The organism is Chitinophaga dinghuensis, assembly GCF_003259435.1.
GTDB classification, from domain to species: domain Bacteria; phylum Bacteroidota; class Bacteroidia; order Chitinophagales; family Chitinophagaceae; genus Chitinophaga; species Chitinophaga dinghuensis.
Genome location: NZ_QLMA01000001.1, coordinates 538,534 through 552,906 on the forward strand (window position 1 = coordinate 538,534; position 14,373 = coordinate 552,906).

Annotated in this window: 11 protein-coding genes; 10 read left to right on the forward strand and 1 reads right to left on the reverse strand. The window is 44.0% G+C overall.

The genetic code is table 11. The features are described from left to right. Nucleotides 1-4: 4 nt before the first annotated feature. From CLV59_RS02235 to CLV59_RS02275, 8 genes are all read left to right on the forward strand, one after another. A complete protein-coding gene (locus CLV59_RS02235; protein WP_111590364.1) occupies nt 5-3,883 on the forward strand; it encodes a trifunctional MMPL family transporter/lysophospholipid acyltransferase/class I SAM-dependent methyltransferase in 3,879 nt (1,292 codons plus the stop codon). Next, a complete protein-coding gene (locus CLV59_RS02240; RefSeq protein WP_111590365.1) occupies nt 3,873-5,396 on the forward strand; it encodes a phytoene desaturase family protein in 1,524 nt (507 codons plus the stop codon). Before CLV59_RS02235 ends, CLV59_RS02240 begins: the two co-directional genes overlap by 11 nt. Next, entirely contained in the window at nt 5,374-7,092 is a 1,719-nt protein-coding gene (locus CLV59_RS02245) for a C45 family autoproteolytic acyltransferase/hydolase (protein ID WP_111590366.1), read from the forward strand. Before CLV59_RS02240 ends, CLV59_RS02245 begins: the two co-directional genes overlap by 23 nt. A gap of 6 nt (nt 7,093-7,098) precedes the next feature. Continuing rightward, nucleotides 7,099-7,476 (forward strand): holo-ACP synthase, encoded by a 378-nt coding sequence (acpS, locus tag CLV59_RS02250; RefSeq protein ID WP_111590367.1) that lies wholly within the window; start codon nt 7,099-7,101, stop codon nt 7,474-7,476. A 26-nt stretch (nt 7,477-7,502) separates the two neighbouring features. After that, nucleotides 7,503-8,795 carry a phenylacetate--CoA ligase family protein gene (locus CLV59_RS02255; RefSeq protein WP_111590368.1) on the forward strand — a complete coding sequence of 431 codons (1,293 nt, stop codon included), beginning with the start codon at nt 7,503-7,505 and terminating at the stop codon, nt 8,793-8,795. A gap of 29 nt (nt 8,796-8,824) precedes the next feature. Further along, nucleotides 8,825-9,118 (forward strand): hypothetical protein, encoded by a 294-nt coding sequence (locus tag CLV59_RS02260; protein WP_111590369.1) that lies wholly within the window; start codon nt 8,825-8,827, stop codon nt 9,116-9,118. A 271-nt stretch (nt 9,119-9,389) separates the two neighbouring features. After that, nucleotides 9,390-9,911 carry a hypothetical protein gene (locus CLV59_RS02265; RefSeq protein ID WP_111590370.1) on the forward strand — a complete coding sequence of 174 codons (522 nt, stop codon included), beginning with the start codon at nt 9,390-9,392 and terminating at the stop codon, nt 9,909-9,911. Nucleotides 9,912-10,336: 425 nt separating this feature from the next. After that, a complete protein-coding gene (locus CLV59_RS02275; RefSeq protein WP_111590372.1) occupies nt 10,337-10,630 on the forward strand; it encodes a hypothetical protein in 294 nt (97 codons plus the stop codon). Between the two features lie 141 nt (nt 10,631-10,771). Here CLV59_RS02275 and CLV59_RS02280 read toward each other — a convergent pair whose 3' ends face one another. Beyond that, nucleotides 10,772-11,260: a DUF6702 family protein gene (locus CLV59_RS02280; protein WP_111590373.1), complete on the reverse strand. Its 489-nt coding sequence runs from the start codon at nt 11,258-11,260 to the stop codon at nt 10,772-10,774. A 68-nt stretch (nt 11,261-11,328) separates the two neighbouring features. Here CLV59_RS02280 and CLV59_RS02285 point away from each other — a divergent pair, with 68 nt between their 5' ends. Continuing rightward, nucleotides 11,329-11,913, forward strand: coding sequence for a HupE/UreJ family protein (locus CLV59_RS02285; RefSeq protein ID WP_111590374.1), 585 nt, complete (start codon nt 11,329-11,331; stop codon nt 11,911-11,913). Nucleotides 11,914-11,930: 17 nt separating this feature from the next. Continuing rightward, nucleotides 11,931-14,252, forward strand: coding sequence for a M1 family metallopeptidase (locus tag CLV59_RS02290; protein ID WP_111590375.1), 2,322 nt, complete (start codon nt 11,931-11,933; stop codon nt 14,250-14,252). The last annotated feature ends 121 nt before the right edge of the window (nt 14,253-14,373 follow it).

Below are 14,373 nucleotides of genomic sequence, written 5' to 3' on the forward strand. Positions count from 1 at the left end.
AAAAATGGCAAGTATCTTCGTAGCAATCTATAATTTCTTTGAACGCCATAAAGTCTGGCTATGGATAACGACTATCCTTAGCTTTCTGCTGGTTGGATTTTTTGCTTCGAGGGTGAAACTGGAAGAAGATATCACCAAAATTCTTCCCCAGGATAAAAAGCTGGATAAGCTGCAACAGGTTTTCCAGGACTCCAAATTTGCCGATAAACTCATTGTTACCATTTCGCAGAAAGATACGGCTGCCGGGCCCATGCCTGATAGTCTTCTCGCCTATGCTGCGGCGTTTACGGAGCAGGCCGGAGGACGGTTGTCTCCCTATATCAAAACTATCCAGGGACAAGTAGAAGATGCGACAGTCATGAACCTGATGCATCTGATACAATCCAATCTTCCCATCTTCCTGGAAGAAAAAGATTATAGCAGAATTGATCAGCTGATACAGCCAGACACGCTACAGCATTCTTTGCAATATGATTATAATACGCTGATATCTCCTGCCGGCCTGGTGCTGAAAAAGATGATACAGGCAGACCCGGTGGGTATTTCCTGGATTGGCGTGAAGAAATTGCAACAGTTGCAGGCAGATGATCAGTTTGAATTATATGATAATTATGTGATGACGAAAGACCATCGTCATCTGATGATATTCATCACGCCTGCCAATCCTCCTACTGCCACGAAAATTAACACCAAATTTCTGGCGGCACTGGATCAGTTACAGGACAGCCTGCGTACGCAATATCCACAAGTTAATGCCTCTTACTTTGGCGGCACAGCAGTAAGTGTTGGTAATGCCACACAGTTACGCATGGATACCATGCTGACGCAAGGTGTAACCATTTTATTACTGGTAGCGCTGATTGCGTTGTTTTTCCGTAAAAAGAGAGCCCCGGTATTAGTGATGTTACCGGTCATTTTCGGTGCATTGTTCTCACTGGCATGGGTATACGTATTTAAAGGTCATATCTCTGTAATTGCGCTGGGCGCAGGTTCTGTGGTATTGGGTATTGCGGTGAATTATTCCCTGCATGTATTTAATCACTTCCGTCATACGCCGGATATCAGGGAAGTAATCAGCGATCTGGCCACCCCTATGACGCTGGGAAGCTTTACAACAGTAGGCGGTTTCCTCTGTCTGCAATTTGTGAAATCCCCTATGCTGCATGATGTGGGGTTATTTGCTGCCATGAGTCTCGTAGGGGCGGCATTGTTCTCTTTGATCTTCCTGCCACACTGGATCGTTATCGGCCAACAGCCGGCGGGAACACAGGAGCATCACCACCAGGATAACTGGCTGGACCGCCTTTCCGCTTATAAGCCGGAGAAAAACAAATGGCTGGTAGGTGGCATCTTCCTACTCACTATCTTCTTTTTCTTCACTGCCAATAAAGTATCCTTTGAAAATGACATGATGCGGATGAATTATATGTCGCCCGAATTACAGGCGGCAGAAGCTCATCTGAACAGTGTCAATACGTATGTGGCCCAGTCTGTCTATGTTGTAACCGATGGCGACAACATGGAATCGGCGTTGGAACATACGGAGCAAATGATGCCGCTTATTCATGAACTGCAACAGAAAGGAGCCGTGAAAAAAGTGGCTGGCGTACAGTCGTTACTGTTATCCGACAAAGAGCAACAGCAACGCATTGCCCGCTGGAATGCTTACTGGACGCCAGAGAAAAAACAACAGGTACTGCAATACCTGCGCTCTCACGGAACAGCCATCGGCTTTAGTGCCAAGGCATTCGATTCCTTTGAATCCATGCTCAATACGAATTACCAGGTATTGAATCCGGATGATATAGACATCCTGAAAAGCGGTTCCCTCGGGGATTATATCATGCAACGGAAAGGAGCGGTATCGCTGGTGACCTTGCTGAAAGTAGACCCTGCACAGAAGAAAGCCGTATATGCGGCACTGGACAATCATCCGCATACGACAGTACTGGATAAGCAATATGCAGCAAACCGACTGGTAGATGTGATCCGGGATGAATTCAACAGCATTGCATGGATGACCTCTCTGCTGGTATTTGCGGCCTTATTGCTGTCTTATGGCCGTATAGAACTGGCCCTGATTACATTTATTCCAATGGCGATCAGCTGGATTTGGATATTAGGTATCATGGGGTTACTGGGCATCAAATTTAACATTGTAAATATCATCCTCTCTACCTTTATATTCGGTCTGGGAGACGATTACAGCATATTCATGATGGATGGATTACAGCAGGAATATAAAACGGGAAAGAAAACTATTTCCAGTTTTAAATCCAGCATTTTCCTGTCGGCCATCACAACAGTACTCGGATTGGGAGTACTCATTTTCGCGAAGCATCCTTCTCTGAAATCTATCGCTATGATATCTATAATTGGTATCGGCACGGTGGTATTGATTTCTCAGGTAATGATACCAGTATTGTTCAACTGGCTGATTATAAACCGTACCCGTAAGGGCTATGCGCCCTGGACGCTGAAAGGATGGGCGCTTTCTGTATTCTCCTTCCTCTATTTTACAACGGGATGTTTGATCATGACAGTAATAGGCTGGATACTGATCAGATTAAATCCATTCAACAAAGAGAAAGGCAAATATCTATATCACTGGATATTATCGAAATATACCCGTTCTGTGATTTACATCATGGGGAATGTGAAGAAACGGGTGATTAATCCGTTGCATGAAAATCTGGATACGCCTGCCGTGATCATCAGTAATCATCAGTCGTTCCTGGATATTCTGATCTCTACTATGATTCATCCCAAAGTGATTCTCCTGACGAATCAATGGGTGTGGAAATCGCCGGTATTTGGAGCAGTGGTGCGGTTGGCCGACTATTACCCTGTAGCGGATGGTGCAGAAGGGGCTATTGAAAAACTGAGAGCGCGCGTAAAAGAGGGATATTCCATCATGGTATATCCGGAAGGAACCCGTTCTCCGGACCCGAATATCAAGCGTTTTCATAAGGGCGCTTTCTACATTGCGCAGGAATTGGGACTGGACGTATTACCTATCCTGATTCACGGTACCGCCTATACGATGCAGAAAGGAGATTTTCTGTTGAAAGATGGTCATATTACCCTGAAATATCTTCCGAGAATCAAGCAGGATGATGCTAGTTGGGGAGATAACTATAGCGCACGTACGAAAACGATTAGTCGATATTTTAAAGCAGAATATGAGTTGTTGCGTAGGGAGATGGAAACGCCTAAATACTTCCGGGAACAACTGATCTACAACTACATCTATAAAGGCCCGGTGCTGGAGTGGTATATGCGCGTTAAAACGCGGATGGAAGGGAATTATCAGCAGTTTGATGCCTTGTTGCCCCGCGAAGGCCGGATCATGGATATTGGTTGCGGATATGGCGCCATGAGTTATATGTTGGCATGGCTTGCTCCGGGCCGACAAATCACCGGCGTAGACCATGATGAAGAGAAAATCATCACTGCCAATAATAACTACTGCAAATCATCTCAGTTGACTTTTATTCAGGGAGATGTGGCAGAGATGGAGATGGAACAGCACGATGCATTTATTCTGAGCGACGTATTACATTACCTGACCGCAGAAGAGCAGGAAACCTTGCTGGAGCAGTGTATCCGGAATCTTTCGCCGGAGGGCGTTATCATCTTGCGTGATGGAGATCTGGAGCGCGCTCAGCGACATGAAGGAACGAAATTTACCGAATGGTTATCCACAAAAGTATTCGGTTTTAATAAAACGGGCAGACAAGAATTGACTTTCCTGTCGGCTTCCGGCGTACGTAGCATTATTAAGAAGTATGGAGCTGTAGCAGAGGAAATAGACAATACCCGTTATACTTCGAATGTCATTTTTGTTATCCGAAAATCCCCCCAAAAACAGTATGCACAATAATGAGGTCATCGTCATAGGCAGTGGTCTTGGTGGATTAGTTACCGGCGCCATTCTCAGTATGAATGGCTATCGTGTACGTGTATATGAAAAAAACCGTCAGATAGGCGGGTGCCTGCAAACCTATTCCAGAGAGAAAGTCATTTTCGATTCCGGCGTACATTATATCGGCGGATTGGCTCCTGGTGAAAACTTGTACCAGGTATTCAAGTACCTGGGAATTATTGACAAGCTAAAGCTGAAACGTATGGATATGGATGGTTTCGACCATATCAGTTTCAGTGATGACAGCAAGGTTTATCGGCTGGCACAGGGAGAACAGCATTTTATCAATACCCTGTTAGCTGATTTCCCAGAGGAGAAAGTTGCGCTGGAAGAGTATTTCCGGATGGTGAAGAAAATATGTGGGAAATTCCCGCTATATAATCTGCGACTGGGAAATTATGAAGAGAAGCAGGAGGTATTGCAATATAATACCGCGGAGTTTCTTCGTTCGCTGACCAGCAATGAGCGTTTACAGCATGTATTGGCGGGCAATAACCTGTTATATGCAGGCGTAGCGGAAAAAACGCCTTTATATGTACATGCGCTGGTGTTGAACAGTTACATGCAGAGTTCCTGGAAATGTGTGGATGGCGGCTCCCAGATCGCCAAATGGCTGGGGCGTCGTATTACGGAGAATGGTGGGGAAATTATCCGGAACACTGGCGTAAGAGCCATCGTAGGAGCGGGGCAGGAGGTAGATTATATAGAGCTGCAAGATGGAAAACGCGTTAAAGCGGATCATTATGTGTCCAACCTGCATCCGGCTCAAACCACAGCGATTACCCATAGCGATGTGCTTCGCGGCGCTTATAGAACAAGGATGCAAACCCTGGAGAACTCCATCGGTGCTTTTGTACTGAATGTGGTGCTGAAGCCGGGTACCTTCTCGTATCTCAATTACAATTACTATTACCACGCCACAGATAATGCCTGGGCAGGAGTGGAGTATCATACTGATTCCTGGCCGGAAACATATGCTATGTATGTAGCCGCCAGTTCGCAGCATGAGCAGTATGCCGACAGTCTTTCTATAATGACCTATATGCGGTTTGAAGAAATGGAACCATGGAAAGACACGTTCAATACTGTTCTTCAGCCAGATACGCGGGGAGAGGCATACGAGGCCTTTAAGCGGGAGAAAGCCGAGCAACTGATCGCTTGCGTAGAAAAGCGATTTCCGAACTTCCGGAGTTGTATACAGTCGTACTATGTGGCCACGCCATTATCGTACCGCGACTATATCGGCACCGGAGATGGCAGTATGTATGGCGTCATGAAAGATTCCGCCAATCCATTAAGAACAATGATTTCTGCCCGTACCAAGCTGTCAAATTTGTATCTTACAGGGCAAAATCTGAACTTGCACGGGATTCTTGGCGTAACGATGAGTAGTGTCATCACTGCCTCGGAACTGCTGGGAATGGAACATCTAGTAACAGCTATTAACAATGTATCAGCAACAGACATATAACGTCAGAGGGAAAAAGAAGAAACGCAGTTTTTTAAGTAAGCTGCTACGTGTATTCCTGTGGATCATAGGAAGTATTTTGGTGTTGTTGATAGCCCTGGCTATTTACCTGGTAGTGGTGAGTAAAATGACGCCGCCTGATATTGCCAATAAGGAGGCGCTGAAACTCCAGCGTACGCCGCTGAATAGTACTGCATGGACACTGGGTAATAACTGGTTCCGCAAAAGCAACAGTGGTCTGTACGAAATGTATGTGGAAGGAGCGCCTTTTGAAAGAGGTGTCATCAATGGTAAATTATCTGCCGAGTTGATCCAGCGCCAGGAAGACGTATTCGTGGGGCAGATCACCAAGATGATCCCATCTACTTTTTACAGACATTTTCTGAAATATTTCATCGGTTTCTTCAATCGTGACCTCAGCCATAACGTGCCGGAGGAATTCAAAGAAGAGATCTATGGAGAATCATTCTCCGCTTCTCCGAACTACGATTATATCGGTAGTAACTATGAGCGCCTGATGAACTATCATGCAGCACATGATATCGGGCATGCATTGCAGGGAATGGCATTGGTAGGTTGTACATCCTTTGCCACCTGGGATGAGCAGTCGGCCGACAGTAACCTGATCATCGGACGTAACTTTGATTTCTACATGGGAGATAAGTTTGCGGAAGATAAGATGATTGTCTTCTATCATCCGGACAAAGGTTACAATTTTATGTTTGTCACCTGGGGCGGTTTTACGGGAGTAGTTTCCGGTATGAACGACCAGGGTCTCACTGTTACCATCAATGCGGCAAGAACAGACGTTCCATTTGGAGCGGCAACGCCGGTATCTTTAGTAGCAAGAGAAATCCTGCAATACGCTAAAACCATTGATGAAGCCTGGGCTATTGCCAGCAAAAGAAAAATGTTTGTATCTGAATCATTCCTGATTGGTTCTGCCAATGATAACAAAGCGGTAGTAATTGAGAAAACGCCAACAGGAATGGATAAATACAGTCCTAATCAACATTTCATTACCTGCACGAATCACTTCCAGGGCGATTCCCTGAAACAGTTGGCCTCCAATAAATTGCAGGTAGCTGAAAGTGCTTCTGAGTATAGGTATCAGCGTCTGACGGAACTGATGAAAAGAAACGGACCGAATACAGTGCAGAATACCGTGAATATCCTGCGTGATCGTCAGGGATTGCATGATGCTAATATTGGTATGGGAAATGAAAAAGCCATCAACCAGTTTATTGCGCACCATGGAATTGTATTTGAGCCGAAGAAGAAACTGGTATGGGTATCTACAGCGCCTTTCCAGATGGGAGAATTTGTGGCGTATGACCTGAATCAGATATTCAGCATGAAAGGCCTGCAAACGGATCATGAAGTATATGATACCACGTTGAATATACCGGCAGATCCATTCCTGCAAACAGCTGATTTTGCCAACTGGACGAAGTTTCATCATATGAAGGAACAGGTAGCCAATGGCGGTACGCTGGATGTGGCAGGGTTTATCAACACCAATCCTGAATTGTATCAAACTTACTGGATCATCGGGGATTATTTCTACAAGAAGAAAACCTATGATGAAGCCAAAAAATATTATGCCATCGCGTTAACAAAAGTAATCGCTACCAAAGGCGAGGAAAACCATATTCGCAAACAGTTGGAGAAATGTGAGCAGGCGTTACAGAAAAAATAGTGCAGTATGATTATCGGAATAGGTACAGATATCGTGGATGTTCAAAGGATAGCGGAAAGGCTGGCCAAAGGTACCGGGTTCAGAAACCTGGTATTCACCCCACATGAAATTGCCTATTGTGATCAGCAGACGAATGCTGCTGAGTCGTATGCTGCCCGTTTTGCTGCAAAGGAGGCCTTGCTCAAAGCCATGGGAACAGGATTTGGCCACGGAGGTATTCATTTCAATGAGATAGAAATCAGGAATGATATCAATGGAAAACCGGAATTGTTTCTCATCGGAGAAGGAGAAAAACGCTATGAACAGCTACAGATAAAGCATATCTGGGTTTCCTTATCACATGAAAAAACGGCTGCCATAGCTATGGTCATTCTGGAAAGTTGACCTTTGTCTCACTAAACAAAAATACTATGTATATACCCGATATTGAACTACAGTCATCCACCGCCATCCGGGCTTTCCAGGAGAAGGAAGTCCTGCATATGATCGGTTATCTGCAACAGTTTTCACCTTTTTATAAAGACTGGTTCAAACGGCATGGTATACAGGCAGATAGTATCAGGACTTTAGATGATGTGAAGAAAATTCCTCCTGTTACGAAGGAAGCTTTGCAAGAATATAACTGGGATTTTCTTTGTGTAGATAAAAGTAAAATTGCAGAATATACAACTACTTCCGGAACGCTAGGCCGGCCGGTAATTCTGGCATTGACGGAAAAAGATTTACAGCGTTTAAGCTACAATGAATACATCTCTTTCTGTTGTGCAGATGGTACCGACAGTGATGTTTTCCAGCTGATGTTAACGCTGGATCGTCAGTTTATGGCAGGTATGGCCTATTACAATGGTATCCGCAAATTGGGCGCTGGCGTACTGCGTGTAGGCCCTGGCGTGCCCAGTATGCAATGGGAGAATATTCAACGTATACAACCTACCACTATTGTAGGCGTGCCTTCATTTTTAGTGAAGCTGATCGCCTATGCTAAAGAACATAACATCGATATTAACAGTACATCTGTAAAGAAAGCAGTATGTATTGGAGAGAATATACGCAATACTGATTTCTCACTGAACGTATTAGGCAAGAAGATTACAGAACAATGGGATATTCGGCTGTATTCCACTTATGCTTCCACAGAAATGCAGACTGCCTTTACAGAGTGCAGAGCGGGGCAGGGCGGACATCATCATCCGGAATTATTGTATGTAGAGTTACTGAATGAAAATAATGAGCAGGTAGGACCTGGTGAAGATGGAGAAGTAACAATTACAACGTTAGGTGTGGAAGGTATGCCGTTGTTGCGTTACAAGACAGGAGATATTTGTCGTTATTACGATGAGCCGTGTAGTTGTGGCCGACAAACATTACGTTTATCTCCCGTGATAGGTCGTAAGAAGCAGATGATTAAATTCAAGGGTACTACTTTGTATCCGCCTGCATTATTCGATTTATTGAATGATATGGAAGAAGTAAGGGAATTTGTGGTAGAGGTCCATTCCAATGAACTGGGAACAGATGAGATATTATTGCATTTGTGGCCGTTGGAAGAATCGGAGGAAATGGATAGGAAGATACGTTCTTATCTGCAGGCGAAGTTACGTGTGATCCCGCAGATACATTATTGCAGCCAGCCGGAGATTATGAAGATGCAGTTCCCGGAGGCGAGTAGAAAGCCGGTGAAGTTTGTGGATAACAGGAAATAAATATTTCACATTCCTGTACCCATATTTACATGAATTATTTTTCGATCATTGCTATTGTGGCATGGGTTGTTTTGATTCCGTTAAGTATCTGTAGTGGTATTGTAGTAACTAATATAGAATGGTCGGCGGGAGATAAGCTTCCACGTGCCTGGAATGGTCGGACTGGTATAAAAGAGTTAAAAAAATATAGAGAAACAGTGACAGATAAAGAAGAATTGAAGCGTTTAGAACTGGGTATTACTTTGTTTAATATCATTAGATTTTTAGTGTGTTGTTTTGTATTGGCGGGGCTGGCTGCGGTTATTTGGCCGAGCACGAAATAGCTCCAGCGTAAAGTGTGATAGATTGGTGAAGAAGGTGTCTTCATAGTCAATTCTACCGCCCGTGCATTAGTAGTAAACATTATTTTGATGAAGGCCGACTTCTCTTCTTTATGAGGGAAGTCGGCCTTTCCTTTTAGGTGATCTCTCCAAAAGCAGATGCTTTTTTATCATTCTGATCTGTTCATTCTCATTCGTTCTGTTCATTTTCATTCGGGGATTAGAAAGGCTCATTCGCGTGTTTTCAGGTTGATCTGCCTGATAATTTGCGGTGATGAAAAGGAATCCAAACTATATAGATATTGAAATTGATGAATTAACAGATAGTATTGTTTGTAGTAAGACCGGAACTCACTTTGAGACGGATGTGCAGCAGGTTACAATGAAAGAGTGGGGGTTGATTAGAAAGGTAAAAGGGTGGAGGTTTGACTGGAGATTGGAGTTGTCTTATGAAGATAGGAGTGTGTATGCATTGTTTAAAAAGCAGGAGCCAGGGCTGATTCAGGGATTGGTAAGTTTTACCGGAGATCCCGATAATTATTATATGCATTTAATAGAAAATGCACCGTTTAATTTTGGAAAGAAGAAAGCGTATGAAGGGGTAGCAGGTAATCTGGTTGCTTATGTGTGTAAGCTTTCAAAAGATGCTGGATTAAAGGGTGAAATTTCTTTTCTGTCCAAGACAAAATTAGTAAACCATTATATAAAAACACTTGGTCCCAGTAGATTGTATTCTAATAAATTGGCTATCTTTGAAGAAGCGGCGAAACTGCTTATTGATAAATATTTTAAATAAAATTTTTATGAGCAATAACCAGGAAAGACCTTTGATAAACTTCGATTTGTTACAAAAATTAGATCCAATTATTATTAATACACCTCTTACCAGGAGGGAGAAATTTTATATTTCGCTGATGATGAGAGTTCGCCGATACACTGGAAAGGTTCTTCCATATCCTCCGCGCAAAAGAAAACTGCATCAGTGGAGTCGTAAGATTAACTGACCATCTCCCTACGGCATTCTAAAATCACTTTGTTTGTAATGAACCTGGTGGTGTGTTGTTATGGTTTATCACCGTTGGAGCTATCATTTTGATCCATTCATTTTTATCTGCGCTGTTCATTTTCGTTCGGGGATTCAAAACCTTTATTTGATGGTTTTTGGGTTTGTTTAATGCGTAATTTACAATTGCATAAGAATTACTTCAAATACTCATCTTTATGAGTAATAATCAAGAGAATGAGGATGTAATATTCGATCCATTGGATGATTTATGTTTTCAGAGCAATCCACTTTCAAAAAAGGAACGGTTTTATCTTCCGCTGGTGTATAGATTCCGTGAGGCAACAGGAAGGTTTCCTTTATGTTCTCCCAGAAAAAGAAAGTTGCATAATTGGAGTCGTAAGAATGGTAAACATAGAAACGGTATCGGAGTACATGTCGAAAGCTCTATGCCATTGGGTCTGCACATAAAACAGGTAAATGCTCTCTACGTTTTTACTGAACTTGCATAATTGGATTGAGCTGTTCATTCACCTCAATGTTGTTTATTCTCAACCGGGGATCAAAAAAACAGGAGGATTAGCAGGAATACGTCTTCCACTGCCTCTCAAAAGAAAACAATGTAAGTGGAGTCGCTAACCATCTTTGTGCTACTAAAATCCGAACTGCGCTACGGCTTGTGGATTATCTAACTTGTAGCTTTGTCTTTTTCCACCTACAATCACATGCACCATATTCGTCTGAGTCGCATGCTGTTCATAGAGTACATCATTTTTCACTTCCACTTTCTTAGGAGCAGGCACATTATCTGCTTCGAGGAAGCTCCATACGGCGTCTTCTTCAATTTTATAACCAATGAAGTGCAAAGGAATTATTTTCCCATCCAGTTTAACGGTAAGATGTTGGGAGAGATACGTGGCGATATAACCTTCTACCTGCTTACGGTTGGTCGGCTTAATGATATCTAATTTTATTTTAAACTGTTTTTTGAGGGTATTTTCCAGATCGTCTGTGAAGATACGACTGCTTACCTGAAGCTCGTTTTTGGCGCTGTTATGTGTAACCTCCGTAACGCTGGCATAGAAGGGATGCATAGCCGTCAACCACATGGCCATCCACCATTTACATAGTAATAATCCCACTGGAAAAAATTTTTAGGAAAAATTAACTTTTTGGTTATATAATTACAAATTTAGTCAAATTTGGTGCAATGGACGGTTTGTATTTTCAGTTGGGTTGGCAGCACATCATTAATTGGGACGCCTACGACCACATATTATTTATTATAGCACTTTGTGCGATGTATTTGCTGCATGACTGGAAAAAGGTGCTGATTTTAGTGACCGCTTTTACCATCGGCCATAGCATCACACTGGCACTCAGCGTTCTTAATATCATTCGCATACCCAGTAATATCATTGAGTTTCTGATACCTGTGACCATTTGTATTACTGCCATCACTAATATCATCCGGAAAGACAGTGAACCGAAAAAATTGCAGTTGAATTATTTCTATGCCTTGTTTTTCGGACTGATTCATGGTCTCGGATTCTCCAACTACCTGAAAAGTATGCTGGGGGCTCAAACCAATATCGTAGGGCCGCTGCTCGGGTTCAACCTGGGGCTGGAATGCGGACAAGTTTTAATCGTAATGATTATTTTACTCATCTCCGGAGCTTTCGTCAACCTCTCCGGGGTGAAACGCCGGGACTGGAATATGTGTATTTCCTCCGGCGCCTTCGGAATCGCCCTGGTAATGGTGATCGAAGGAGCAAGAGCAATGTATTTGAATTAGTCTTTTTTATACCGTTTATGAGAAAAAGTTTATTCCTGCTGGGAATCCTCTGTGGTAGCACTTTTGCGCTCTATGCACAGAATAATCCCGGCTCCAACCATGGCAATCGCTTTGAGCAACTGGGCACCATGCTGCAGTCGCCCAATATGTACCGCTCCGCCTCCGGCGCTCCAGGCCCTAAATACTGGCAGCAAAGAGCCGATTATGACATCTCCGCTACCCTGGATGATGACAAACAGCAACTCTCCGGTGCAGAAACAATTACATACTATAATAACTCTCCCGATCCATTGACTTACATCTGGCTCCAGCTGGATGAAAATCAACACGACGCCAAAAGCGAACTGCAAGGAATCAACGGCAGCCGCATGACGGATAAAATGACGATGGCCACCCTCAATACTATCCTCAAAGAGGATCAGGACCTGGGCGTGAAAATCGCGAAAGTAACAGACGCAGAAGGAAAAGCTACTCCATATACGATCAACAGCACAATGATGCGCATCGACCTGGCTAAACCACTTATGCCCGGCGAAAAATACCGCTTCAAAGTGGAATGGTCCTACAAAATCCCCGATCGTATGACGGTTGGCGGTCGTGGTGGTTATGAATACTTCCCGGAAGATAAAAACTACCTGTATACCATTACCCAATGGTATCCGCGACTGGCAGTATATTCCGATTTCCAGGGCTGGCAGAACAAACAGTTCTTCGGCTCCGGCGAATTTGCATTGACCTTCGGTAATTTTCGTGTACGCATGACCGTACCCGCAGACCACATAGTAGGCGGTACCGGCGAATGCCAGAACTATAAAGAAATGCTGACGCCCGCCCAGTTCCAACGCTGGCAGCAGGCACAAAGCAGCAAAGAACCTGTGGAAGTAGTCACCCTGGACGAAGCAAAGAAAGCAATGCAATCGCATGCCGGCGCTACTAAAACATGGGTATATGAAGCCAGCAATGTGCGCGACTTCGCATGGGTATCTTCCCGCCGCCTCGTTTGGGATGCCATGGCTACCAATGTAGAAGGTAACAAAGTAATGGCAATGTCTTACTACGGCCACGAAGCCTATCCGCTGTATCGCCGTTATTCTACCAAAGTAGTGGCGCATACCCTAAAATCGTACTCTAAGCATACCATTCCTTATCCTTACCCAGTGGCTATTTCCGTGGAAGCGGCGAACGGTATGGAATATCCAATGATCTGCTTCAACTATGGCCGCGCCGATAAAGACGGTACCTACTCTGAGGCTACCAAAAACGGTATGATCGGCGTAATCATTCATGAAGTAGGTCATAACTTCTTCCCGATGATCGTCAATTCAGACGAACGTCAGTGGACATGGATGGACGAAGGTTTGAATACTTTCTGCCAGTTCATGGCAGAACAGGAGTGGGACAGCAATTTCCCTTCCAGTCGCGGTCCGGCACATAGAATCGTGGATTACATGAAAATGCCAAAAGATCAGCTGGAACCTATCATGACGAATTCCGAAAATATTATCAACTTCGGACCTAACGCTTACGCGAAACCTGCTACCGGACTGAATATCCTGAGAGAAACAGTAATGGGTCGCGAACTCTTTGATTTCGCATTCAGAGAATATGCGCGCCGCTGGGCATTTAAACATCCAACGCCGGCAGATTTCTTCCGTACCATGGAAGATGCTTCTGCTGTGGATCTGGATTGGTTCTGGCGCGGTTGGTTCTTCGGAACAGAGCCTTGCGATATTGCACTCGACAGCGTGAAATGGTATCGCATGGATTCTAAAAATCCTGCCGTAAATAATCAAACTGCTCAAACTGCATACGATAAGAACATGGATCATGTGGCCCGTCGTCGTAATAAAGAAGCAGGCGTGAAATATGTCGTGGATCAGGATACCAGTCTGCAAGACTTCTACAGCAAGTACGATCGTTTTGCAGTGTCTAAAGAAGACAAAGCAGCGTTCGATAGCTACATGAGCACATTAACGCCAGCAGAAAAGAAGCTGTATGACAGCAAGAAAAACTTCTACGAACTGACCTTCAACAACAAAGGCGGTCTGGTAATGCCTATTATTCTGGAGTGGACATTCGCTGATGGCACTAAAGAAGTAGACCGTATTCCGGCTTACATCTGGCGTAAAAATGAATTCCAGGTAACGAAAGTATTTGCAAAAGATAAACAGGTAGTAGCTGTTCGACTGGATCCTTTCCGCGAAACAGCTGATATCGATGAAGATAACAACAGTTGGCCTCGTCAGGCAGCTCCGTCACAATTTGAGCTGTTCAAGGCAACTACCGCTCCGAGAGGAGCCAGCACCGGCGATAACCCGATGCGTAAAGCAAGAAATTAAAGTAGCAAAACCCGGACTGCAAATCCGGGTTTTTTTATGTTTTTAGGGAGACACGTGTCTTCGAAATGAAACGTTAAAAAGAGGTTCACTTGTTGGGTGGACCTCTTTTATTTTTTAGTTT